Annotated in this window: 21 protein-coding genes; 13 read left to right on the top strand and 8 right to left on the bottom strand. The window is 53.1% G+C overall.

Features of this window, described 5'->3' with window-relative positions:
• Nucleotides 1–234 precede the first annotated feature (234 nt).
• From dinG to G516_RS23890, 3 genes are read right to left on the bottom strand one after another with little or no spacing between them, the layout of a single operon-like run.
• The gene (gene dinG, locus G516_RS0109650; RefSeq protein ID WP_084644978.1) at nt 235–2,367 is read right to left on the bottom strand and encodes an ATP-dependent DNA helicase DinG; all 2,133 of its coding nucleotides are present in this window, start codon (nt 2,365–2,367) and stop codon (nt 235–237) included.
• A complete protein-coding gene (locus G516_RS23895) occupies nt 2,330–3,205 on the bottom strand; it encodes a general secretion pathway protein GspB (protein WP_028293478.1) in 876 nt (291 codons plus the stop codon). Before G516_RS23895 ends, dinG begins: the two co-directional genes overlap by 38 nt.
• Complete coding sequence (locus tag G516_RS23890) at nt 3,205–5,004, bottom strand: ExeA family protein (protein ID WP_051219200.1); 1,800 nt, start codon at nt 5,002–5,004, stop codon at nt 3,205–3,207. The genes G516_RS23895 and G516_RS23890 overlap by 1 nt, the downstream gene beginning before the upstream one ends.
• 328 nt (nt 5,005–5,332) lie before the next feature.
• On the opposite strand from G516_RS23890, the gene G516_RS0109635 reads away from it, so the two are divergent.
• Together G516_RS0109635 and G516_RS0109630 are read left to right on the top strand one after the other, a co-directional pair.
• A complete protein-coding gene (locus G516_RS0109635; protein WP_028293477.1) occupies nt 5,333–5,557 on the top strand; it encodes a hypothetical protein in 225 nt (74 codons plus the stop codon).
• Nucleotides 5,557–5,757, top strand: coding sequence for a hypothetical protein (locus G516_RS0109630; protein ID WP_028293476.1), 201 nt, complete (start codon nt 5,557–5,559; stop codon nt 5,755–5,757). Before G516_RS0109635 ends, G516_RS0109630 begins: the two co-directional genes overlap by 1 nt.
• Here the strand turns inward: G516_RS0109630 and G516_RS0109625 are convergent, their stop codons facing one another.
• A complete protein-coding gene (locus G516_RS0109625; protein WP_028293475.1) occupies nt 5,758–6,828 on the bottom strand; it encodes a hypothetical protein in 1,071 nt (356 codons plus the stop codon).
• On the opposite strand from G516_RS0109625, the gene G516_RS24665 reads away from it, so the two are divergent.
• The 8 genes from G516_RS24665 to cyoE all read left to right on the top strand — a co-directional run bounded on the left by G516_RS24665 (nt 6,827) and on the right by cyoE (nt 15,285).
• Entirely contained in the window at nt 6,827–7,210 is a 384-nt protein-coding gene (locus G516_RS24665; protein WP_156879007.1) for a hypothetical protein, read from the top strand. The two genes, G516_RS0109625 and G516_RS24665, sit on opposite strands and share 2 nt — an antisense overlap.
• Before the next feature lie 85 nt (nt 7,211–7,295).
• Entirely contained in the window at nt 7,296–9,140 is a 1,845-nt protein-coding gene (locus tag G516_RS21885) for a cation:proton antiporter (RefSeq protein ID WP_084644977.1), read from the top strand.
• 788 nt (nt 9,141–9,928) lie between these two features.
• Complete coding sequence (locus tag G516_RS0109615) at nt 9,929–10,276, top strand: hypothetical protein (RefSeq protein ID WP_156879006.1); 348 nt, start codon at nt 9,929–9,931, stop codon at nt 10,274–10,276.
• A gap of 157 nt (nt 10,277–10,433) precedes the next feature.
• Nucleotides 10,434–11,417 (top strand): ubiquinol oxidase subunit II, encoded by a 984-nt coding sequence (gene cyoA / locus G516_RS21880; RefSeq protein ID WP_051219198.1) that lies wholly within the window; start codon nt 10,434–10,436, stop codon nt 11,415–11,417.
• A 2-nt stretch (nt 11,418–11,419) separates the two neighbouring features.
• The gene (cyoB, locus tag G516_RS0109605; RefSeq protein WP_028293473.1) at nt 11,420–13,405 is read left to right on the top strand and encodes a cytochrome o ubiquinol oxidase subunit I; all 1,986 of its coding nucleotides are present in this window, start codon (nt 11,420–11,422) and stop codon (nt 13,403–13,405) included.
• A 1-nt stretch (nt 13,406) separates the two neighbouring features.
• Nucleotides 13,407–14,015, top strand: a complete 609-nt coding sequence (gene cyoC, locus G516_RS0109600; protein ID WP_051219196.1) for a cytochrome o ubiquinol oxidase subunit III — start codon at nt 13,407–13,409, stop codon at nt 14,013–14,015.
• A 2-nt stretch (nt 14,016–14,017) separates the two neighbouring features.
• Nucleotides 14,018–14,347: a cytochrome o ubiquinol oxidase subunit IV gene (cyoD, locus tag G516_RS0109595; RefSeq protein ID WP_028293471.1), complete on the top strand. Its 330-nt coding sequence runs from the start codon at nt 14,018–14,020 to the stop codon at nt 14,345–14,347.
• An 11-nt stretch (nt 14,348–14,358) separates the two neighbouring features.
• Entirely contained in the window at nt 14,359–15,285 is a 927-nt protein-coding gene (gene cyoE, locus G516_RS0109590) for a heme o synthase (protein WP_051219194.1), read from the top strand.
• 91 nt (nt 15,286–15,376) lie between these two features.
• Here cyoE and G516_RS0109585 read toward each other — a convergent pair whose 3' ends face one another.
• The gene (locus G516_RS0109585) at nt 15,377–16,228 is read right to left on the bottom strand and encodes a sulfurtransferase (RefSeq protein WP_028293469.1); all 852 of its coding nucleotides are present in this window, start codon (nt 16,226–16,228) and stop codon (nt 15,377–15,379) included.
• 70 nt (nt 16,229–16,298) lie between these two features.
• Between G516_RS0109585 and G516_RS25260 the strand changes: the two genes are divergently transcribed.
• The 3 genes from G516_RS25260 (at nt 16,299) to G516_RS0109570 (ending at nt 18,230) form a co-directional block, all read left to right on the top strand.
• Nucleotides 16,299–16,589 (top strand): DUF695 domain-containing protein, encoded by a 291-nt coding sequence (locus G516_RS25260; RefSeq protein WP_084644976.1) that lies wholly within the window; start codon nt 16,299–16,301, stop codon nt 16,587–16,589.
• A gap of 101 nt (nt 16,590–16,690) precedes the next feature.
• Complete coding sequence (locus G516_RS0109580; protein WP_028293468.1) at nt 16,691–17,011, top strand: hypothetical protein; 321 nt, start codon at nt 16,691–16,693, stop codon at nt 17,009–17,011.
• 511 nt (nt 17,012–17,522) lie between these two features.
• Nucleotides 17,523–18,230, top strand: a complete 708-nt coding sequence (locus G516_RS0109570) for a hypothetical protein (protein WP_028293466.1) — start codon at nt 17,523–17,525, stop codon at nt 18,228–18,230.
• Between the two features lie 265 nt (nt 18,231–18,495).
• On the opposite strand, the gene G516_RS23885 is transcribed toward G516_RS0109570, so the two are convergent.
• The 3 genes from G516_RS23885 to G516_RS0109555 form a co-directional block, all read right to left on the bottom strand.
• Nucleotides 18,496–19,164, bottom strand: coding sequence for an Lcl C-terminal domain-containing protein (locus tag G516_RS23885; RefSeq protein ID WP_169449517.1), 669 nt, complete (start codon nt 19,162–19,164; stop codon nt 18,496–18,498).
• A gap of 11 nt (nt 19,165–19,175) precedes the next feature.
• Nucleotides 19,176–20,468: an Lcl C-terminal domain-containing protein gene (locus tag G516_RS0109560; RefSeq protein ID WP_028293465.1), complete on the bottom strand. Its 1,293-nt coding sequence runs from the start codon at nt 20,466–20,468 to the stop codon at nt 19,176–19,178.
• A 273-nt stretch (nt 20,469–20,741) separates the two neighbouring features.
• Nucleotides 20,742–22,919, bottom strand: coding sequence for a malate synthase G (locus G516_RS0109555; protein ID WP_028293464.1), 2,178 nt, complete (start codon nt 22,917–22,919; stop codon nt 20,742–20,744).
• Nucleotides 22,920–22,982 lie beyond the last annotated feature (63 nt).

The raw sequence follows: 22,982 nt of genomic DNA, 5'->3' as shown, positions 1-22,982 counted from the left end.
TTTTGGCTTTTATGGGAGCAAGCGCACCATCCTATGCCGGCGAAAGCCTGTTGGGCCACGCCCAACGATTCGCAGGCAAGCCAGCTCCTACGGGGTCAGCTTACGCTGTAACGTAGGATGTATTAGCGGAACGCGTAATACATCAAAGCGCCCTACTATCCCCATGCCTGTAGGAGCGATTTCAATCGCGAATCTATTACGGATCGGGATTGAAATCCCTCCTACAAAATCAAATCAGATCCTTCGCAGCGGCGGTAGTGCGTCGAGTAGCAGTTTGCCGTAGCGGCTGGATAGCAGGCGTTTATCGAGGATACTGACTTTGCCGGTATCAGATTCCTTACGAATCAAACGGCCGGTGGCCTGTACCAAGCGAATGGATGCAGCGGGCAGTGTCAGGTCCATAAACGGATTGCGGCCACGGGTTTCGAGCCATTCACTGGTCGCCGCCTGAATCGGGTCGTCGGGCACGGCAAACGGGATTTTCACAATCACGACGTGGGTAAGGTATTCCCCCGGCAAGTCGATGCCTTCGGCGAAACTCGCCAGGCCAAAAATCACGTTGCCCTTGCTACCGTCGATACGTTCCTTGTGCTTCCGGACGATTTCGCTTTTCGGCATAAAATTCTGACACAGCAGATATTCGTACCAGTCGCGGATAAAAGTGTCGCGGGTGGCTTCCAGCTGGGCACGGGAGCTGAACAGCACCAGCGTCCCCTGGGTTTTGTCGATGTTGTTGCGCATCCAGTCTTCAACGTCGGACTGGAACTGGTCACTTTTAGGGTCAGAGGCCAGCTGCACCACTTCCAGTGTGCCGCGGTTCGGGTAATCGAACGGGCTGGCTACCCGGTGAAAACCGGCCCAATCCGGCAAGCCGGTTTCCCACGCAAGATTCGAGAAGCTGTTCAACGCTGTCAGCGTCGCCGAAGTCACAACCGCCCCATGGCAACGCCACCAGAGGTTTTTGCGTAACTGGTCGGCCACGGCAATGGGTGAAGCACTGAGTTTGATGTCCCAATCTTCACCAAACGGCGTTTTGGCAATCCAGCGGGCAACCGGCAGTTCGCCTTCTTTTTCTTCTGCGGCCAGCCAGGTAACGGCTTCCCAAAGGGTTTCGGCTCGCGCCAGCATCATGCCCATAGGTGCTTGCCAACTTTCAGCAATATCGCGGCTGAATTCCCCTTCGCCTTTGGCATCCAGCGACTGTTGCAGCATGTCCACCAGCTTGTCGAGCCCTTGCAGCAGAGGTTGCAGTGGCGCCTTGATGTTGTTCAGCAGGTCGCGCAGATTCTCCGGCGTGCGGCCGAATTCAAACCGCATGCGGTCGCCTTCACCCAGAAGATCAAACACCAGTGGCCACATCAGCGAGAAATGACTTTGCAGTTCGCGGCAATGACCCGGTGCTTCCTGCAAGGAATGCATCAGCGCTGGCGGCAAGCCGGTAGCGGCCACAAATTGCTCGATACCGGTTTCCAGCTGTTTCAGCCACTGGCGCTGGGCGCGCACGCCGAACTCCAGCCGAAAGTGGTTCAACGCCTTGTCGGCCAGGTGATGGCCTTCGTCGAACACATAGATGGTTTTCTCGGGCGCGGGCAATACTGCGCCACCGCCGAGGCTCAAATCCGACAGCACCAGGTCGTGGTTGGCCACAATAATATCTGCATCTTCCATGGCTTGGCGGGCCTTGAAGAACGCACAGTTATCGAATTCCGGGCAGCGGCGGTTGGAACATTCCCGATGAGTCGCCGTCAGGTGACTCCACTGGCTCTGCTCAATCTCTTCCGGCCAGCGGTCGCGGTCTCCATCCCACTTTCCGCTGGCGTATTTCATCAGCATGTTTTCGTACAACTCGCGATCCTGCTCTTCTGGCGTCTGCTCGAACAGATCGACGGTCGAGAGAATGCCGGACAGCTGCTGCAAGGATTTATCAAGCTTGGTCAGACACAAATAACGACCACGGCCTTTGGCCAGCGCAAAATTGAACGGCAGCGAGATATTTTTTTTCAGGTTCGGCAGGTCTTTGTCCAGAATCTGCTCTTGCAGCGCCACGGTGGCAGTGCTGATCAGCAGCTTCTTTTCCTGCTCGATGGCCAATGGCAACGACGCCAGCAAGTACGCCAGCGTTTTACCAGTACCGGTACCCGCTTCCACCACCACGATGCCCGCATCGTTGGTGCGTTCGCCCTTTTCGTCGGCCGAAACCGAGCCCAGCGCCTTGGCGATTTCAGCGATCATCATTCGCTGGCCATAACGCGGTTTGAGGTCGAGCGCTTTGATCAATTCTCGGTAGAGCGCCTGAATTCTTTCTTTTGATTCTTTGCTTAGCACGGAGTTACTCAATGGCTTGCCAGCCGCGTCGACGACTGACATTGAGGTGGTAACCGTCAACGGCAAGTACAATGCCGTCGCGGGTGATTTCTTCTAGTGTGACGTCCCGATTGACGGGCTCGCCTTCAAACCATTCCCGACCGTTCATGGTGACGCTACGCGATGCGGGATCGCTGGCGTACAAATGTCCGGTAATGGTGAGTGTCGGTATTTTCTGCAACGAGCTGTAAGGTGGCAAACGACGAGTTTCTATTTTTGCAGTCGTTTTTACTGTTTCAGGGGCTGCCAAAGAATCTGTCTCAGCCGCAGTGCGGGAACCTGCATCAGAAACAACCGTCTTTTCACCAACAGTCTCTTCACCAACACCTTCAGCGCGCGGAGGCTGCGACGGACGGCTACTGACTGGCTCGGCCAATGCAATGGCTCCGATAACACCTTTTACCGTTTTTGCAGCTGGAGCTGTATCCGGTTCGGCATCAAGTTCGACAGGTACAGGCTCAGCAGGGACTGCTGCCGGAGCTGTTGGTATCGAAGGCGGCACATTAGTGGAAGCGGCTTGAGGTATCGGCGCAGGTGCGGTGACTGATGATTCAACAGGCTCACCAAGCGTAGCGTTAACGTCCATTGCAGCAGAATTTTGCACGCCTGATTGCGAGTTCATCCACCAGGTAAAGCCCACCAGCAGCACCAATACCACAACAGCCAGTAACACCAGCCCGTATGGCAATCGAGCAACCACAATATCCGCCGCAGGAGCGTTGGTTTGCTGGTCATCACCTGGCTGAGAATTATCGTTCAAAGCCGCCAACGCCGGGTGCTGCGTGGCATCCTGCTGGCGTTGGGACTGGGCTTTCTTCAATGCATCAAGAACGTAAGACATCAGCCGTTGTCCTCGTCTGCAATGATGTTGGCGTCAAAGTCCGGATTCGGATTATTGCCCGCGGCTTCATCTGCCTGTTGGTCCAGATACAGCTGACGCTGCAAGTACACCAATGTTTGCGGCCCAATAATGCGGTCGGCATCCAGTCCGTTGGCCACCTGAAATTTGGCCACTTCAATCGCCAGCAGCGGATCGTACAGTTGTGGGTCTAATCCAGTGGCTGCCTGCCCGTCCGGGCTGACAACCTGCCAATCACCATGCCAATCGATACCCAACGCACGACGCACCCACTGCACCACTGGCGAACGCTGACCTGGCTGAATCGCACGTTCGTATTCCTGCAACGGTTGCCAAATGACCAGAGCCGGGTACTCACCGGGCAGCTGTGGCACACCATCGTCGAACAGTTTCCACTGACCGGACACATTCACCGCCGTTTGCTGTTGCAGCGGCTGCAGTTGCGATAACGGCCACTGAACCCACAAGCATTGCCAGCCGAATTGGGACAATTCCGCGCAATCCAGCTGACCAAGTCCCATTTGCTCGCTCAATCGACGAGTAATCGCATCCTGACGGTTTGAAACCGCTGCGGTCTGAATGCTGTTTGTTTTTTGTGCGTCCTGGTCATTTGCTGCCAGGTGGTCGTCGTGCCGCAACCCTGAAGGCCGAGCCTCTGAAAGCCCAGACCCGGAATGGCCTTCTCCTGAGCCTGTTGCACCTTCTGGAGATGCTGTGGCCGACAAAGCTACGGAGTCAGCGCGATCAGTTTCTGGCGCAATCCAACCTGCCAACGTTTGACGCCACTGGGAAACCGTCGACTGGCCAGGAAGCAGCACCAGTGCAATGGCGATAACCAAGACAGCCGTTAATGCCCAAACCGCACGGGTCAGGCGTTTGACGTGCAGCTGGCCAGTATCCCCGGCAGAAGCCATCACTGGTGAAGAGGTGCTTAGCTGAGAGTTAACTTGATTAGATACAGGAGCGTTTGAATCCGGCGCGGCCAACACTTCGGCCATGGCCTGTATGGCGGTTTGTTCATCTACCTGCATGCGGCTTTGGGCAAATGCCCCCAACAGGCAGCGGTCTGCAACGCTATTGATCAACCGAGGAATACCTTTACAGCCCTGCCAAATACGATGGGCCGCGGCTTGTTCAAATACAAAGCCCGGGCCACCGGCGTTTTCCAATCGAAACCGCAAATATCCTTCGATATCTGTCTGAGCCAGTGTGTCCAGGTGGTAACGCGCGGTGATGCGTTGATTCAACTGCCGATGTTCGTGACGCAGCAGCAACTCACGCAACTCTGGCTGGCCGACCAAAATCAGGGTCATCAGCTTTTCTTCCGATGTTTCCAGATTGGTCAGCAGTCGAATTTGCTCCAATGTCGGCGCAGGCATCGCCTGAGCTTCATCCACCAGACAAATAACCCGCTGCCCCTTGCCATAACAGTCGAGCAAGAACGCATTGAGCTTTTTATAGAGCGCCTGCTGCTGGTCATCATCCTGATACGGAATTTCCAGTTCATCGCACAACGCCTGCAGCAGCTCCAGCGGATTGAGCTGCGGGTTAAACAGATAGGCCGTACGAATGTTGTCGGGTGCGGTCTCAAGAAACGCCCGGCACAGGGTGGTTTTACCCGTACCCACCTCCCCGGTCAGGCACACAAGCCCACCGTGGCCGGTCAGTGCGTAGTGCAAGTGCGCCAATGCTTCCTGATGGCCTCTCGATGGAAACAGCAGGGATGGGTCCGGGGCAATCGAGAACGGAAACCGCTCAAGGCCGAAATGACTCAGGTACATGAAACTCTCTAACGATCACCAACAAGCAAGGGGCTGCGCCCTCTTTCCATTGGCCGCAACGTGTGGCCGCCCATCATACCGGATTTGATGAAACATTCGTGGTCAACTGCACACGCATCTGTCAGCAGCCGGACATATTGAAAACGAAACCCACCACGCCAACTCATTTGCTGCTGGCCCATATAGATACAATCGACGACCTTTGTTCCACCCAAAGAACACCGAGATAAAAATCAACCCGATTAATCAAATAAATCACGAAATTGTTTGAACTTTAGTAAATTAACCCCATCTCATTCACCAACACTTACATTCATGGAGTTAGCTTATGTCCTGGACACTTGTTCTGGTGCTGGTCGCCTCCATCGTGTTACTGGCAGCACTGGGGATCATCAACCCGGTATTTTCAGTGGCATTGAAAGGCCTGTTTTCCGTCGCTGTTCTGGCAGCGTTTGCCTTCATGCTTTACAAGCGAAAACGCGCCATTGCCCGCCAGCATGCCATGCAGCGAGCACACGTTTCACAAAACGCACATCAACCAACGAGAGAATAATGAAGACGCCATCCCTGAAAAAATCCGTTCAATCCTTCCTGCTGGTATCCGCGGCTTACCTTGCCGTTCCGGCTCAAGCAGCGGTAACCAACAACACAGCCCCTGCACAGCAAGCTGGAGAAACCACCCTTCAGGTCGCCACCAGCAAGCGCAGCAGTTCGTTGTCTGAATCCCGCCAAACCGGTCAGTCTGAAAACTGATCAGAAGCCCAGCGGTATATTGATCGATACGTTAACCGACGCATCGCGGGCCGACGCGGCTCTTAAGTCATCTGACTTGACCGCCAGCGAGAACCAGTCACTCGCCACGCCCAATCCCAGCTGGCGCGAACTGTAGCCAGCCGTCGTCAATCGCCAGTGTTCGTTTAGCTGGAAGTCCTTTTCAACTCCAACACGCAGATAGTCTCCGTGACTCAGCAGCGTCAGTCGGGCCTGATATTCGGATTCGCTTAACGACGCCGTGATGGTTGGACGCAAACGGCCATAGAACACCTTGTCGCCGGATTTTCCCGACGCCGTCACATCCGAGTCACACACGGTTTCGGCCGGGTCATTGAAATTCACACAAGCGCTGGTGTAGCCGGACGACTCCGTTCGAAACAGGTTCCAGAGGTCGGCAACCGCCAGATCCAATACCGTCGTCGGACGCAATTGCCAACGGGCATTCACATCGAGGCTAACGCCATAGCCCGGTGAATCGTCCGGCTGATACTCGAGAATTTTGTCTTCGTTGAACTGGTAGTCCAGCACCGCAGAAGCAGATTCGGTGTCGCCGCTACTGGCAAGACCATTCAACTCACCAAACTGCCATTTGCTCACCTGATACAGGCTGACGGTCGGCGTAAGCATCAAGCGGTTTTCCATCAGCGAAAAACGCCAGCTCGCCATCGGCCCCTCAGCCTGCAAGGTTCTGGCTTTGAGCTTCAATGTTTCAGACCCGGACAACGCTGTGCCGTTTTCCAGGGCGTCATAGTAACGCACCATGCCGTCGGAAAAGGTCAGGTCATAGTGCCAACGTTTTTGCCAACCGATCATCCAGCGTGAACCAAACTGATCAACGGCGGCAATACCGGCTTGCAGTCGCACATCCGCCCAGGCGTATCGGCCGCTTTCCACACTGCCATCCCAACCCTTCACCATATCCCGAATGGACACTGGCTCACTGCTGGCTTCCATTGCCATATTGGCAAACACCACATGGTGGGAAACATCGGTTTCGGAGGGCCCAATACTGCCTGCGTAAGCCGTTTCCGATACCACTACCGATGTCATGAGAGCAGCCAGCGCCGGCACCACGACGAGCGTCGTCTTCGCCAATACTCGTTTTGGAGATGGCGTTCGTTGCCGTACCTTTGCTATTGCTGCAGCTCTTTCTGTCGCTGCTGTCGTTGCTGCTGTTCTTATTAAAGAAGACAGTGTCTTGCCTCCAACCGCTCTTGATTGCACGTGTGTAAAACCTGTAAACATTTGCCGCTGTTATACCAGCCTGACGGCAGAACCCAAGCCAGACAACCTAACTTTGCATCGCTCACTTTTTTGCACCTCACACCTTCTTGGCACCCTTTACCTTCTTTTTGTTCTTCATCTTCCTTCTTCTCATCAGAAGCCCAATGAAATTTGGCCAAACGAGGGATGGGCCAATAACGACAACTGAACACAAGTAGCATCTGCCTATCTACAACAGGCGTTATACTGATGTTTAGCCTTATTCGGTCCCCTTTTATGGAACCCCATCCGCTATGACCGCCATTTACATATCTCTGATCGCAACCGTTGCCTTGCTGTGCCAGTGGCTGGCCTGGCGAGTGCGCTTCCCTGCCATTCTGTTTTTGTTGATCGCAGGTCTGATAGCTGGGCCGATCAGTGGCGTATTACACCCGGACGCCCTGTTTGGTGATTTGCTATTCCCGCTGGTGTCGCTGTGTGTTGCAGTGATTCTGTTTGAAGGTAGCCTGACGCTGGACCTGCAAGAAATCCGCAATCGCCAGGGCATGGTGAAAGGCCTGGTTACCGTCGGCGCATTGGTAACCTGGGCGGTGATTGCAGTGACTTGCCAATGGCTGTTCGATCTTGGTTGGGCCATGTCGATACTGTTTGGCGCCCTCACCGTGGTGACCGGACCGACCGTGATTGCCCCCATGCTTAGAACCATTCGTCCTCGGGCAGACCTCGGCAATATTTTGCGCTGGGAAGGCATTCTGATTGATCCCATTGGCGCACTGCTGGTGGTTGTGGTGTACGAATTTATTGTTGCCCACGGTCAGGCCGAAGGCATTGCCCACGGCGCCATCGCGTTTTTGAAGATTATTGGTATTGGCACGCTCGCCGGTGTCGCAGCGGGCTGGGCACTCACGCAGTTACTTTCACGCAACTGGTTGCCGCAGTATCTGCAAAACCTGGCCATGCTGGCGTGTGTGATGCTGGTGTTCAGTGTGTCGAATCTATTGGCCCACGAATCGGGCCTGCTGGCCGTCACCCTGATGGGTGCCTGGCTGGCTAACCAGAAGAACATTGAGATCAGTGAGATTCTGGAATTCAAGGAGCAGCTTAGTCTGGTACTGATTTCCGGCCTGTTCATTCTGTTGGCTGCCCGCCTTCAGCCAGAAGATATTCTCGGACTGGGATGGGCACCATTGATCTTGCTGGTGGTCGTTCAGTTTGTTGCACGGCCGCTGTCGGTATGGATTTCTGCCATTGGCAGCTCTTTAACGTGGAAAGACAAAGCGTTTTTGGGCTGGATAGCGCCTCGAGGCATTGTAGCCGCCGCGGTATCGGCACTGTTTGCCATCAAGCTGGAGCAGCAGGGTTACGAATCTGCCTCGCTTCTGGTGCCACTGTGCTTTTGCATCATTTTCGGCACGGTTATTTTCCAGAGTGCGACCGCCAAACTCTGGGCAAAGCTGTTGGGCGTGAATGAACCCGCCAACAACGGTTTCCTGCTGGTCGGTGCCAACCCGATCAGCCTGGCGTTGGCAGAAGCATTGAACAAACAAGGGCTGAAAGTGTTGGTGACCGACACCGAACATGCCGAAATCCAGAAAGTGCGTATGGCAGGCATTGCTACCTTTTATGGTAACGCTGCATCGGAATACGCCGCTGAGCGCATCGACCTGACTGGTATCGGTCGCATGCTGGCGGTTTCCGCCGACTCACACATGAACAGTCTTGCGGCCGTGTATTACGCGCAGGAATTTGGCGCCGATAAGGTCTACGCCCTGCAAACCAGCGAAGACAACAGCAAAGCAGGGCGCCACCGTCATGTGGGCAAACATCACTCCGGGCCGTTGTTCGACCTGACAACCAGCTGGACAGATATTATGTATCGTCTGCAGCAAGGCGACGTCATCAAGGCCACTCGACTGAGCGATGAATATGGCTATGACGACTATTTAAAGCAGCACGGAGACTACGCCATGCCTTTGATGTCGATTTCGGCCGATGGCAAACCGCGAGTTCGTATTGCTGACGAGCCCTTTAGCCCCGACGACCACAGCGTGGTTATCAGTTTGTATAAAGCAGAAGGATTGGAAACCCCGGCGAATGAAGTATTAAAAGCGGACGACAGCCCCAAGCTTCCTGATTAAGGGCCTGGGTTTAGGTTTAAACTTAGGCTTTGATCTGATCGAGAAGCCCGTGGCCGATAAGGCGCGGGCTTCTTTGTTCTATTTAACTGCTCTCTTTTTAAACTGCTCTTTGGTTCAACTGCTCGCTTGTTTAACTGCTCGATTATTTGACTGATCTCTGACTTAACCGTTAGCGGGTTTAACGGCCCAAGGGTGTATCCACCAACCGCTCTCGAACGTCCACAATAGAAAAAACACCCACCACAGAACACTTCACACCGTTCAAGACTGCCTGCCCGCCATTTACTGTCGATTGTGTCTTTTCTGGCAGCTACTGGTGTGCTGCTCGGACGACTCAACGCACAACGGCATGTTTCAAACACGAAAATGGAGTCGGCCGCAAGACCATGTTTACCCCGGCAATTCTCAAGAAATCCCGACAAGCACCAGCCTGAATGGCCCGGAGTCCGTAGCACTTAAACATGGATTAATGGCCGCCAAATGGACACTAGCCTCGCATGACAGCTCACAACGGATAGAAATTGAGCAGTTGATTAAAAACGGGGATAAAAGGAGGGTTTTGGGGCAAACAAGCAAATATCGATCGTATTTTGATCATCTATACATATCTTTACAATAAGTACTGCCTGTAAACGACCCGCAAATGAGAGTTTTATTGCGCTACTGAAATATTTGGTTACACTCGCGTGACTGCAAAATAACAACTCCAAGAGCAGAAAAAGTTGCATTTAAACATGACTACTCTGATCATTAATTGACCTAAGTTGTAGTTTGATGGAGAAAGGCGTTTGGCACCAAGCATCCAACAGAAAACCAGGCATTTGGCCATAAGGGCGCTTTCCGCTCTTGTGTCTATTATTGCTGGTATGTTGGGCGCGACATCTGAAATCCTCGCCGACACCGCACATTTGGCGGATTTCCCCCACGCTGAAAACAACGAATTCCTGATCGGCCTGAGCATTACTGCCATGTGTATCCTGCTGGTGGGCTTTGTGCTCTGGTACTGCTTTATTTATCTCAAGGCCCAAGCCAAGGCCGTTGGCCGCAAGCGCCGTTTTTATCGCGCTCCCGCCATTGCCAACGATGTGTTCCTGGCCTCGCTCTGGTCCAGAGGGCCCCCACCCGTTTCGGTCTGACAGGTTTCTGTCTGGCCACATTTCAGGCTTCAGCCCACCAGTTTGCAGCGTTAGCAGGCCGGCGAGCACACGAGGCCAGCGGTTTTCCGCAACCAAGTCATTGGTCTAACATTAAGACTAAATGCAAATAACTATCAATCCTTATAAGGGTAAAACCATGACAGCCAAGAAGGTATCCCGATACGCATTGGGTCTTCTTGCCACCGCCGCTTTGTCCGGCTGTTCGGGGGGCATCCTCGATCCAAAAGGACAAGTTGGTGTTGACGAGAAGAATCTGATCCTGATCGCTACCGGACTGATGTTGCTGGTAGTAATACCAGTCATCTTCCTGACGCTCTACTTTGCCTGGAAGTACCGTGCTTCCAACAAAGCAACCGAAGCTGAGTATGCTCCTGAGTGGTCCCACTCCACCAAGATCGAAGCCGTTGTATGGATCATTCCATGCATCATCATTTTGATCCTGGGCACCATTACCTGGATCTCAACTCACGAGCTGGACCCATACAAGCCACTGGATCACGAGAAAGACCACCTGGAAGTTCAGGTTGTTTCTCTGAACTGGAAATGGCTGTTCATTTACCCTGAGTACAACATTGCTTCTGTAAATGAACTGGTTTTCCCTGCTCACACCCCACTGGCGTTCACGTTGACTTCCGACTCAACCATGAACTCCTTCTTCATTCCTCAATTGGGTAGCCAGATCTACACCATGGCGGCGATGAAAACCAAGCTGCACCTGATTGCTGATGAGCCAGGCACCTTCATGGGCTTCTCATCCAACTACAGCGGCGCGGGTTTCACCGGTATGAAGTTTGACGCCATCGCTCTGGAAGACGATGCCGCGTTCGAGCAGTGGATTGAACAGGTTAAACAGTCTCCAAACGTACTGAGCGGTGCGGAATACGAGGCGCTGACCGAAGCATCCGAATACCACCCTGTCACTCTGTACAGCGCAGTTAAGCCTGGCTTGTTTGATGACGTCGTTATGAAGTTCATGAAACACCACGGTGCAACTCCGTTCTACCACAGCGCTGAAGATGGCCACATGTCTCACATGAGCCACGGTGCAGAGCACACAGACGGTCACGGCGACAAGCACGCGACTGATTCCCACAACAACCACGATGTGTCAGGAGAGTAAGCATGCTGGGTAAGCTTTCCCTCGACGCCATCCCGCACGATCCTATTGTTATCGCGACTCTGATTGTCGTAGCAATTGGTGGTCTGGCACTGGCTGTCGCCCTAACCAAATACCAGAAGTGGATGTACCTCTGGAAAGAGTGGATCACTTCTGTTGACCACAAACGCCTTGGCGTTATGTACATCATTCTGGCCCTGATCATGATGATGCGTGGCTTTGCCGACGCGATCATGATGCGTACCCAATTGGCTGCCGCCACAAACGGTGCCGCGGGTTACCTGCCTCCTGAACACTACGACCAGATCTTCACCGCTCACGGTGTGATCATGATCATCTTCATGGCAATGCCATTCATGATCGGTCTGATGAACATCGTGCTGCCACTGCAAATTGGTGCACGTGACGTTGCCTTCCCATTCCTGAACAACCTGAGCTTCTGGCTGGCCGCTTCCGGTGCGATTCTGATGAACGTATCCCTGGGCCTGGGCGAATTCGCCAAGACCGGTTGGGTAGCTTATCCGCCGCTATCGGGGCTTCAGTACAGTCCGGGAGTCGGGGTCGACTACTATATTTGGGCACTGCAGATTTCCGGTATTGGTACCACCCTGACCGGTGTTAACTTCCTGGCTACCGTTATCAAGATGCGTGCTCCAGGCATGAGCCTGTGGGATATGCCGATCTTCACCTGGACCTGTACCTGGGCCAACGTACTGATCGTTGCTTCTTTCCCTATCCTGACTGCTGCTCTGGGTCTGCTGACTCTGGACCGCTACGCCGACTTCCATTTCTTCACCAATGATCTGGGCGGCAACTCCATGATGTACATCAACCTGTTCTGGGCCTGGGGTCACCCCGAGGTGTATATTCTGGTGCTACCGGCGTTCGGTATTTTCTCTGAAATTATTTCTACCTTCTCTCGCAAGCCATTGTTCGGCCACAAGTCGATGATTGTTGCCTCCGGCGCCATCTCGATCCTGGGCTTTATCGTTTGGCTGCACCACTTCTTCACCATGGGCTCCAGTGCCAACGTAAACGCCTTCTTCGGTGTGATGACCATGATCATCGCGGTACCGACCGGGGTTAAGTTGTTCAACTGGTTGTTCACCATGTACCGTGGTCGTGTTGAGTTCAGTGTTCCGGTTATGTGGACCCTGGGCTTTATGGTGACCTTCTCTATCGGTGGTATGACCGGCGTTCTGCTGGCAATCCCGGGTGCCGACTACATCCTGCACAACTCCCTGTTCCTGATTGCTCACTTCCACAACACCATTATTGGTGGTGCGGTATTCGGCTACCTGGCTGGCTTCAGCTTCTGGTTCCCGAAAGCCATGGGCTTCAAGCTGGACGTTAAATGGGGCAAGCGCGCTTTCTGGGGCTGGCAGATTGGTTTCTTCTTCGCCTTTATGCCGCTTTACGTACTGGGCTTCCTGGGCATGACCCGTCGTCTGAACCACACTGACAACCCGGATTGGAATATCTGGCTGTACATTGCTGCGTTCGGTGCCTTCATCATTGCTTTCGGTATCCTGTCTCAGCTGATCCAACTGTTCGTCAGCTTCAAGAACCGCGAGCAACTGAAAGACACCACTGGCGACCCATGGGGCGGCCGTACTCTGGAATGGTCCACCATGTCTCCTCCACAGTTCTACAACTTCGCTGTAGAGCCAGATGGTAAAGGCGTTGACTGCTTCCACGCTGCCAAGCAAAACGGCACCGCGTACCAGCGTCCTGAGAAATACGCTCCGATCCACATGCCTAAGAACACGCCAGATGGTTTCCTCATCGGTATGTTGCTGACTGCTTGCGGTTTCGGTCTGATCTGGCACATCTGGTGGCTGGTTATTGTGACCTTCATCGCCACCATCGCAGTGGGCATCAAGCGTTGCTACGACAACGATGTTGACTACTACGTACAGCCAGAAGAAATCGAGAAAATCGAGGGCGAGCACCACGCTGCCTTGCAGAAGCAAGCGGAAATGAGGGCTTGAGATGACTGCTATGACTAACTCTCACGATGCTCACGACGAGCATCACCACCACGATACCAGTAAAACCACGCTGTTCGGTTTCTGGATCTACCTGATGACCGACTGTCTGTTGTTCGCATCGGTATTCGCCACTTACGCCGTGTTGTTCATGAACACGGCCGGCGGCCCAAGCGGCGCAGACATTTTTGAACTGGAACTGGTGGCCTGGGAAACCGCGGCTCTGCTGGTTTCCAGTATTACCTACGGCTTCGCCATGCTGGCAGCCTACAAGGGTAACAAGGGCTCCACGCTGAAATGGCTGGGTGTGACCTTCCTGATGGGTGTTGCGTTTATCTCCATGGAGATTTACGAATTCCATCACCTGATCACCCATGACTTCGGTCCTGATCGCAGCGCCTTCCTGTCCGCGTTCTTCGCACTGGTTGGTATGCACGGCCTGCACGTAACTGCCGGTCTGATCTGGATGATCATCCTGATGCTGGAAGTGAAAAACCGTGGTCTGGAAAAGCGTACCCAGACTCGTCTGGCTTGCCTGAGCATGTTCTGGCACTTCCTGGACGTGGTTTGGATCTGTGTATTCACCGTTGTATATCTGATGGGGAGCGTTTGATTATGAGTAATCATCACGACCACCACGAAGAAGGTCATGGTTCCTACTCTGACTACGTCATTGGCTTCGTACTGTCCGTAATCCTGACCGTGATTCCTTTCGGTCTGGTAATGACTGGCGCACTGGAGAAGAGCACCACTCTGATCACAGTGGTTGTATTTGCCATCGTTCAGATTGCGGTACACCTGAAGTACTTCCTGCACCTGAGCTTTAAAACAGAAGAAGGCGCCATCAATCTGATGACCTTCCTGTTCTCTGCTCTGATCATTGTCCTGGTTGTTGGCCTGTCCATCTGGATTATCTACGCCTCCAACTACATGATGATGATGTAAGGGAGTTGCCCATGAGTTCCGAAGCAACCTCTGTGTCACAACGTCTCAAGCGCCCTTTCAAGCGCTACCTGAGCGTGACCAAGCCGGGCATCATCATGGGCAACCTGATCGCCACTGCCGGGGGATTCTTCCTGGCGTCCCAGGGCAGCGTGGATTTCACGCTGTTCCTGGCCACGGTGATTGGCTTGTCTCTGGTGGTCGCCTCTGGCTGTGCCATCAACAACGGTATCGACCGTGACATCGACAGCCGCATGGAACGCACCCGTAATCGTGTAACGGTAACGGGCGAAATGTCACCACTGGCCGCAGTTAGTCACGGCATCGTGTTGGGAATCGCAGGCTTCGCTTTGCTGGCCTGGCAGACCAACCTGATGGCGGTACTGTTCGCTGCTTTCGGATTTGTGGTTTACGTAGGGTTTTACAGCCTCTGGCTGAAGCGCAGCTCGGTCTATGGCACCCTGGTGGGCAGTTTGTCTGGCGCCGTTCCCCCAGTAGTGGGTTACGTCGCAGTGACAGGCAGCTTTGACACCGGTGCAGCCATCTTGCTGACCATGTTCTGCCTGTGGCAAATGCCACACTCCTACGCCATCGCAATTTTCCGCTACGACGACTACGCAGCGGCCGGCATTCCGGTTCTGCCAGTTGCCAAGGGCGTATCGAAAGCCAAGCTGCACATTGTGCTGTACATCATCGCCTTTGCGCTGGTGACCGTACTGCTGACAGCAACCGGCTACGCAGGCTATGGCTTCCTGGCCGTTTCCTGTGCCACCAGCTTGTGGTGGTTGGGCATGGCCCTGAAAGGCTGGGGTCTGGAAGTGGACGATACTGGCTGGGCAAAGCAGGTGTTTATGGTTTCTATTGTGACCATTACTGCACTGAGCATTGCCATGAGCCTGGACTTCCACGGTCCGGCACAGCAATGGATTTCACTGGGCTAACCGGTGAAAACGAAAAAGGCGGACACGATGTCCGCCTTTTTTATGCCTGAAACACAGCGGCCTTTCGCTGTAGTATTAAATGAACCTGCCACTACTCAATCGGCAAGCCCGGGTTACTGCCCCACTCCGCCCACGAGCCATCGTACAACGCCAGATTTGAATAACTCGCAACCGCCCCCGAAACGACCGCTGCCAGCAAGGCAATACAAGCCGTGATACCCGAGCCACAGGAAAACACCAGTTTCTGGTCAGGATTGGAGATTAGATCAGCAAACAACGGTTGCAGCTCAGCTTTGGTTTTAAACTTATGACCATTGAGTAACTGACCAAACGGCAGGTTCACCGCACCGGGAATATGGCCTGGCCGTACACCCGGGCGCGGTTCTGGTACTTCACCCAGAAAACGAGCCTTGCCGCGGGCATCCAGAATAGCGACATCCGGGTTGTTTAACTGAGCCAGCAATTGATCACAACTGCACACCTGACGGTCGTTGTAGACGACCGACACACCGGAATGCGCTTTTGGCTCAACAGCATCCAGTGAATCCGACACCTCATGCTTTTCTTCCAGCCACTGCGGCAAACCACCATCCAGCACGAACACCTGTTCGATGCCCATGGTACGGAATATCCACCAGGCTCGTGGTGCTGAATAGATGCCCTGGTTATCGTAAATCACCACCACTGAATCCGACTGAATGCCAAACGGCTTTATCGCCTCCGCAAAAATCTCGGCCGTCGGAAAGGCCAGCGGCTGGCTCGCGGAAGCATCCAGAAAAACAGCCTCCAGATCGAATTTTTGACTACCCGGAATAAAACAAGGGCTGTCGTAAACAATTGGCTCCTTGCCAAGCACGCTCTCCATACTGCCATCCAGCAAGATCAGCTTGTCGTTTTGAAGATTGGCCGCCAGCCAGGCGGTAGAAACAAGTGGCGATTCCATAACAGCTCCTCGGAGTGCGGATAGAAAGTTATACCTGCAAAAATTGGCGCGAGACAACATTACCGGCTAAGTGGCTACAAGCAGAACGTGTGAGAGCAGACCATGTAGCACGACAGCCTCAGCATGGGAATTTTCGAAAATTGCCTTTATAGAAGCACTGGAATCTGACTTGTCAGGTGTATTGGAAGCAGCAATTACAACCGGTGGATATAGGGCATGGGTCTGGTACTGTTTATCAACGGAAGTCTTCGCAGAAAGACTGCATAACGCGCCTCAAGAGACCGGCATATGCCTAATAGATGTTGGGACTGAATACGACCCAGAGTGGGGCTACTTCTTCAATCAAGTAGGCACCGAGTGATAGGTTCAACAAGTCAATTAACCAAGCGCCTTTTGGCACCGGGTACAGCAAAGCGTAGCCGGTTGTTGAGGCGCTTAATTCATCAGAGGCCACAGGGCTAAATGAAATTAATCTCATTAGTAGTGGCAGGCTTTCTGATTATTTCAGCCATAGGATATTTGGGCTCAGTTGAAATCAACAGGCATATTGATCAAGAGTCAGGTGCTATCGTCGAAGAAACACTTTCAGACAACACCATCTATCAACTTCAGGTTCTTACAGAAGTTCAGATGCTATTAACGTCAGGTGAAGTCACTCAGACCAGTTCGAAAATTTCTAAATCTGTGGAGACGCTGGTATACATTCTTCAAGACCATTGCGATTTGCCGAAGTGCGAAGAGGCCATACGTAACTATGAGCGCATCCAAAGTGATAACGAGTAAAGGCAGCATCACTCTGCAAAGAGCGCCATTGCCCAGGCCGTTATGGTGGCTTTAGATCATGTGCCAACACAAACTAAGCCGCATCAAGTCGTTTTTCGTATCGGGGCCTTTTCAGTTTGCCTGTGAATGCTGCGGTGCTCAGGTATACCGGGAACACCCAAAAGCAGCGCTCCCGTGGAAAGTTTTGTTCATCGACCGTGTGGGAATCCTTTTCCTGGCTTTGTTTTTTCTGTTGCTCGCATATCTCCCGATTGCCACAGCAGCATTCCTCTCCATAACCTTCGTACTTTATCTCATCGACTTAAAAATTGAGCCATTGAAGAGTGTCGATCTTATGGAAGAGAGTAAAAGCCGGAAATGAGGGTTGCCTGTCATGGTCATGGTTGCCGTTGTTTTAGTTGCAGCCTTCGGGGTCTACCCATGGCAGCCATAACAAGGCTGCCCAATTCTCAGCCCTGGGCTCACCAGATTCAGTTTCACTATTGCCACTACTATTTTTCGGGGCTAACGGATGCCAAAAAAACTGTCCATCGCCGTTATCGCTTTAATCGCCTACGCGATACTTGGCAGCAATGACAATGGGTTAATGAGCATCCTTCTGCCGCTCGGACTGCTGGCAGGTGTGCTATTCAGACTCAAAGAGGCTCAATTCATACTGAAAGTATTGGGGCATTTTTTTGTTCTGTTGCTTGGATATTCCGCAACTCTGGAAATGATCACACCGGCAGGTGGTGTTGTTAGCGCAAAACTCGAGGTTTCTTCTCTTGTGGTTGGAACTGAGCTCTCTTTGGCTATATTTTCTGCCGTATTGATCCTGTACATGTATTCCATCCATGGAGCCAAGGTGAATGACTTTTTCAGCAGGCAAATCATCCCGCCATCAATCACTGCCAGATTCAGCGGGAATACAATGGCGTGTTATGGCGCGTTTATTGTTTTTTCAGCCTCTGTCTACCAATCCTTTCAGGTCAAGTACGAGAACCTCCAAACTACTGACTACGTAAACACGGTCAACGCCAGCATGAGTCACTTCCTTGCCCACTACCGATTAACTCCAGATGAGTACAGCAAGTTCGCTCTGACCATGATTGAACAAGATAAAGCGCAACTGGAAGGGATTAAACCTATTGCTGCGGAGGTGATGCAGGAGATAGAGGATGCCCTGCTTAAGATGGATGCAGTACGAGGCGAGATAGAAAGACGCGATAACGGCGGCTGACCTGTAATCCCCCAGCCTTTACCCTGCATCTAAATACTGTATAAATAAACAGTGCTTTTAGACACCCCGAGAAATTGGGCATATATTCAGAAGACCCGCCTGAAAATTGTTCAAAAAATGCTCTTTATAACGATAAAAATCTACCTTCACGCACTGTATTTACTGCGTGGCTACGTCATCTGATCATCTTTTGAACAACCTTCGGAAAAATGACTGGCGGCGTAAAACTCTCAAGATACTGTATAAATAAACAGTATCAAGTGTCCTACCGGCACGAGCTTTCAGCGTCGTAGCTGTAAGTGGTTCTAACCAGTCGCACCCTTAGCGCATCCGTTCTTGGCGCTGCGGCAATTGCCCCGGATGCCGAATCCAAGGCCCAGCTAAAACCGTCCGCAGACGTTGTAACGCCTTCTTCCAGCTGCTCGCTGGTCAGCATCGCTGGGGTTGCCGTCCACCAGCGCTTTTCGGGAGTAAAGTCGGTTTGGTCAGTGAAGGCCTGCAAGGAATAACTCGGGTTGATACAGGCAGGCTCCGTCAATGCGTTCAATTCCTTGATGGAGGGCAGACGCCAGTCGCTAAAACCGTTCAAGCCCCCGGACACATTCAGTGACTCGACGTATTGCAGTGCCTGCTGCCAGTTCTTCAGCTCTACGCTACCAGTTTCACAACCATTGCCTGCCAAGCCCGCGTCACATGCTGCCCACATCAAGCCGGTACGCTGATCCACAACATTGCCATTGCACAGATTTTCCTGCTCAGCCGTTACACGCACCATGGTTGTCTCATCGAGGCATAGCTGGGCAGCTTGTACCGGAATTGATGGCAAACAAAGCGACGCCACAATCAGCGAGGTATTCGAAAGCCTGGTTGGCAGCAGTTTGGCCTGAAGGCGTACACGACGTATATAAATCGAAGTGTGGCGTGATGACGACATGATATGGCCCATTAGAGCGTCTCCCCTGATTCCGCCCCTGATTCAACCGCAGGCGTCGCGACCATGCGAACTCGCTCCTCACTGGTAGACGAAATCTGACTCAGTGCGCCGGTGTCGAAATCTACCGCCCAAGGCATGCCAGACACACCTCGATTCATGGTCCAGTAATGCTTGGACGCCGTATTGGGGAAGTAATCCTCATTAATCACAGGGCGGGTAACCCCATAGTCGACCAGGCCCACCAGCTCCCGGCGACTGGGTACTCGCCAGTTATCAAAGCCACACACCTGATCGGTATTGAGCAGGGTCTGCAGCTCATCCCATGAGGAACCAACCACGTCAGTGCCAGCGCCTCCGCCCCATTGATAAGAGTTGGAATCCTTGTCCCGCAGGCTGCCATCGCGGGTTTTCTTCTCCCACACCAGCCCGGTCAATTCGTCTTTTACGCACGCCCACTCCGAGGCTCCGGCAGTCAATGCATTGCCGTTATTGTCCAGTTTGGTGAAACGTGAGCTGGCCGACGACCCTTCGCCGGCGCGATAACAATCCTGATAGGCAATGGTTTCGCCGGTGCAGTCGCTGTTGATGCCCGTCGGGTAGTTAGCACCACGCGTAACGCCAGATGCCGATATGCCTTCGGCCGCTGTCACCGCTTCGGCTTCTGGCACCACGTAGATGGTGGTCACAGTAGATGTCACGCCGTCAGAGGTTTCCGTGAGCGTAAAGCGATATTCTGTTCGGGCATCAACCAGCGGGCTAATGAACGACGCCAATGCGGTTTGCGCCCCCGATATTTCAACCAGACTGCCAGACGTTAAAAACCATTGATAGGCAATGCTGTCGTCCGCGGTGTTGGCTTGCAGGTAAACGCGATAATTTGATTCAACGGTGGCGGTGGAGCCCGCCAGAACGGTAATTTCAGGATAATTGCCCGGCGCCGGATTTACGTCTGGCTCGGGTTCGGTAACGGGGTCTGTCTCGACATCGCTATCTGAGCCGCTGTCCGTATCTGAGTCACTGTTATCAGTATCAGTATCAGTATCAGTACCAGTATCAGTATCAGTACCAGTATCGGTATCAGGATCAGACGCGTCGGTATCACCAGCGTCCGAGCCGCTGTCCGTATCGCCACCGGTATCTGTTTCAGTGTCGGTATCAGACCCCGTCTGTTCAGCCGCATTTCCGTCGCCGTCTGCGGAATCCCGATGAGGGGTTTCACCACCGCAACCCACCAAAACCAGCGCCAATACGCTACTGGTGAATACGGCTAGCCAGGGTTTGCATTCATCTCGGGACTTGAGCACGGGAAAACCTCCTTGTTCGGACAAATGCCCGTGTTTCCACTGATAATCTTATACAGTAAAGAAGTCGTTACTGATCAGCAATTCAACAGCCCATTACAAACTCGCCATTGATGTAATTTGGCTCAAAAACACGCAAATACTGATGCATCGCATTGCCACATCTCGATTTGAAATGGCGTTCATTAAAAAACCCGACCAGCTTTCACTGATCGGGTTTTTTGAGTGTTCAGGGGTACGGGTAGATCACCCGCCCCTGCAACAACTTGAAGTGACTTACTGAGCCGCTTTGAACTTCAGGCGGTAAGCGTGCAGCAGTGGCTCGGTGTAACCACTTGGCTGCTCTTTACCCTTGAAGATCAGGTCAGAGGCAGCTTTGAAAGCAATGCCGTCAAAGCCTGGAGCCATGTTGATGTACGCAGCATCACCGGCGTTCTGGCCATCTACAACAGCGGCCATGCGCTTGAGGCTATCTTCTACCTGTTCACGGGTACAGATGCCGTGCTCCAGCCAGTTAGCCACGTGCTGGGAAGAAATACGCAGGGTCGCGCGGTCTTCCATCAGGCCAACGTTGTTGATGTCTGGCACTTTGGAACAACCAACGCCCTGGTCAATCCAGCGCACAACGTAACCGAGGATGCCCTGACAGTTGTTGTCGATTTCACGTTGAATTTGCTCTTCGGTCAGCGCCGCTTTCTGCTCTTCAGTCATCAGCGGGATGGTCAGGATGTCGTCAACAGAGGCAAACTGACGCTGTTTCAGCTCTTCCTGTACGGCAAACACGTTTACCTGATGGTAATGCAGTGCGTGCAAGGTAGCGGCGGTTGGTGATGGAACCCACGCCGTGTTGGCACCGGCTTTTGGATGGCCGATTTTCTGCTCCATCATCTGGCCCATTTCATCCGGAATTGGCCACATGCCCTTACCGATCTGGGAGCGACCTTGCAGGCCGTATTTCAGACCGGTGTCGACGTTCCAGTTTTCATAGCTGTTGATCCACAGCTGCTGCTTCATGATGGTTTTTGGTACGAAAGGACCAGCCAGCATGGAGGTATGAATTTCGTCACCCGTGCGATCCAGGAAGCCGGTGTTGATAAACACAACGCGGTCTTTTGCTGCTTCGATACAACGGCCCAGGTTCACGGTGGTACGACGTTCTTCGTCCATGATACCCATCTTCATGGTGAAGCGTGGCAGACCCAGTGCATCTTCTACACGGCCAAACAGTTCGTTGGCGAACGCCACTTCTTCAGGACCGTGCATTTTTGGCTTAACAATGTTCACAGAACCGGTGGTGCTGTTCTTGAATGGCGCGTTGCCTTTCAGGTCGTGCATAGCACACAGCGTGGTCACCATGGCGTCCATGATGCCTTCCGGTACTTCATTGCCGTTGGCGTCCAGCATCGCCGGGTTAGTCATCAGGTGACCAACATTACGAATGAACAGCATGGAGCGGCCTTTCAGCTTCACGGTTTCGCCGTACAGACCGGTGTATTCACGATCCGGGTTCATGGTACGGGTGAAGGTTTGGCCGCCTTTGGTTACGGATTCTTGCAGGTCGCCACGCATCAGGCCCAGCCAGTTGCTGTAGGTAATGACCTTGTCTTCAGCGTCTACGGCAGCAACGGAGTCTTCACAGTCCATAATGGTGGTCAGGGCCGACTCAACCAGAATGTCTTTGATACCTGCCGGGTCGGTTGCACCAATTTGTGAGCTGGCATCAACCTGAACTTCCAGGTGCAAGCCGTTGTTTTGCAACAAGATAGCCGTCGGTGCTTCTGCTTCACCGTTGTAGCCTTTCAGTTGCTCCTGATTGGCCAGGCCGGTGGTCGAGCCGTCTTTGAGGGTGACAACCAATGCACCGCTGGCAATGCTGTAGCCCGTGCTATCAGCATGGGAGCCGGCAGCCAATGGAGCAGCCTGATCCAATACGTCGCGAGCGTAGGCGATCACCTTGGCACCACGGGCCGGGTTGTATTCTTTGGTCTTTTCCGCACCGCCGTCTTCAGACAGTACGTTAGTACCATACAGAGCGTCGTACAAAGAACCCCAGCGCGCATTGGCGGCGTTCAATGCAAAGCGTGCATTCATTACCGGAACCACCAGCTGTGGACCGGCCATAGTACCGATTTCAGGCTCTACGTTTTCAGTCGTGGCCTGGAAATCGTCGGCTTGTGGCAACAGGTAACCAATGTCTTGCAAGAACGCCTTGTACTCGTCTGCGTTGTGCGCAGTGCCTTTACGCTCGGTGTGGTAAGCGTCGATTTTGGCTTGCAGGTCATCGCGTTTTTCCAGCAAGGCACGGTTTTTCGGGGCCAGCTCGTTGACGATGGTGTCGAATTCAGCCCAGAAGACATCGGCGTTTACGCCAGTGCCGGGAATTGCCTTTTCATTTACGAAGTCATACAGGGCTTGGGCGATTTGAATGCCACCCTTCTGAACGTATCCAGTCATCTTGGGCCTCTCGTGGTTGGGAACGGTAAAAATACTTATTGGTCAGCCGCTCCAATTGTCTCT

This window comes from Oceanobacter kriegii DSM 6294 (genome assembly GCF_000422845.1).
GTDB classification, from domain to species: Bacteria; Pseudomonadota; Gammaproteobacteria; order Pseudomonadales; family Oceanobacteraceae; genus Oceanobacter; species Oceanobacter kriegii.
Note: the sequence above shows the minus strand (reverse complement) of the source record. Positions and strands in the feature narration are given on the sequence as shown.

Coding starts and splice junctions, on each gene's coding strand:
- G516_RS23895 (WP_028293478.1), bottom strand. CDS start 3,205: ATGTCTTACGTTCTTGATGCATTGAAGAAAGCCCAGTCCCAACGCCAG.
- G516_RS0109585 (WP_028293469.1), bottom strand. CDS start 16,228: ATGGAATCGCCACTTGTTTCTACCGCCTGGCTGGCGGCCAATCTTCAA.
- cyoC (WP_051219196.1), top strand. CDS start 13,407: ATGACTGCTATGACTAACTCTCACGATGCTCACGACGAGCATCACCAC.
- G516_RS24665 (WP_156879007.1), top strand. CDS start 6,827: ATGAGAGCAGCCAGCGCCGGCACCACGACGAGCGTCGTCTTCGCCAAT.
- cyoA (WP_051219198.1), top strand. CDS start 10,434: ATGACAGCCAAGAAGGTATCCCGATACGCATTGGGTCTTCTTGCCACC.
- cyoE (WP_051219194.1), top strand. CDS start 14,359: ATGAGTTCCGAAGCAACCTCTGTGTCACAACGTCTCAAGCGCCCTTTC.
- cyoD (WP_028293471.1), top strand. CDS start 14,018: ATGAGTAATCATCACGACCACCACGAAGAAGGTCATGGTTCCTACTCT.
- G516_RS23885 (WP_169449517.1), bottom strand. CDS start 19,164: ATGTCGTCATCACGCCACACTTCGATTTATATACGTCGTGTACGCCTT.
- G516_RS0109625 (WP_028293475.1), bottom strand. CDS start 6,828: ATGACATCGGTAGTGGTATCGGAAACGGCTTACGCAGGCAGTATTGGG.
- G516_RS0109630 (WP_028293476.1), top strand. CDS start 5,557: ATGAAGACGCCATCCCTGAAAAAATCCGTTCAATCCTTCCTGCTGGTA.
- G516_RS0109555 (WP_028293464.1), bottom strand. CDS start 22,919: ATGACTGGATACGTTCAGAAGGGTGGCATTCAAATCGCCCAAGCCCTG.
- G516_RS0109570 (WP_028293466.1), top strand. CDS start 17,523: ATGCCAAAAAAACTGTCCATCGCCGTTATCGCTTTAATCGCCTACGCG.
- G516_RS0109635 (WP_028293477.1), top strand. CDS start 5,333: ATGTCCTGGACACTTGTTCTGGTGCTGGTCGCCTCCATCGTGTTACTG.
- cyoB (WP_028293473.1), top strand. CDS start 11,420: ATGCTGGGTAAGCTTTCCCTCGACGCCATCCCGCACGATCCTATTGTT.
- dinG (WP_084644978.1), bottom strand. CDS start 2,367: ATGTCAGTCGTCGACGCGGCTGGCAAGCCATTGAGTAACTCCGTGCTA.
- G516_RS21885 (WP_084644977.1), top strand. CDS start 7,296: ATGACCGCCATTTACATATCTCTGATCGCAACCGTTGCCTTGCTGTGC.
- G516_RS0109580 (WP_028293468.1), top strand. CDS start 16,691: ATGAAATTAATCTCATTAGTAGTGGCAGGCTTTCTGATTATTTCAGCC.
- G516_RS23890 (WP_051219200.1), bottom strand. CDS start 5,004: ATGTACCTGAGTCATTTCGGCCTTGAGCGGTTTCCGTTCTCGATTGCC.